The following is a 258-nucleotide window of genomic DNA, read 5'->3' on the forward strand; positions in this document are numbered from 1 at the left end:
TCAAGTGCGTGGTATTGATATCATGCATGATGAAGTTGAAATAGAACGTATTCGACAAAAAGTAGGGCTACCAAAAGAACAAGCGCATAATCTGATTATTCAAATTATGCGCGAAAAAGTATTAGAAGAGAAAGAAGCTGTTAGAGAGAAGAAATGTTATTGCCCGCACTGTGGTGAAAAGTTAACAGATTAGAGATTCAACGAAAGCCTGATCATAATCAGGCTTTTTGAGTTGCTTTTTCTACAGCAAATGCAATG

General features: G+C 36.4%; 1 protein-coding gene. It reads left to right on the forward strand.

What is annotated here, in order from left to right:
• Positions 1–193: hypothetical protein (locus tag ACODJP_RS14265; RefSeq protein WP_422482628.1), on the forward strand; the 193-nt coding region annotated here is incomplete at its 5' end.
• Positions 194–258: the final 65 nt, after the last annotated feature.

The sequence above is a fragment of the Pleomorphochaeta sp. DL1XJH-081 genome, assembly GCF_049310885.1.
Taxonomy (GTDB): Bacteria; Spirochaetota; Spirochaetia; order Sphaerochaetales; family Sphaerochaetaceae; genus CAYZJV01.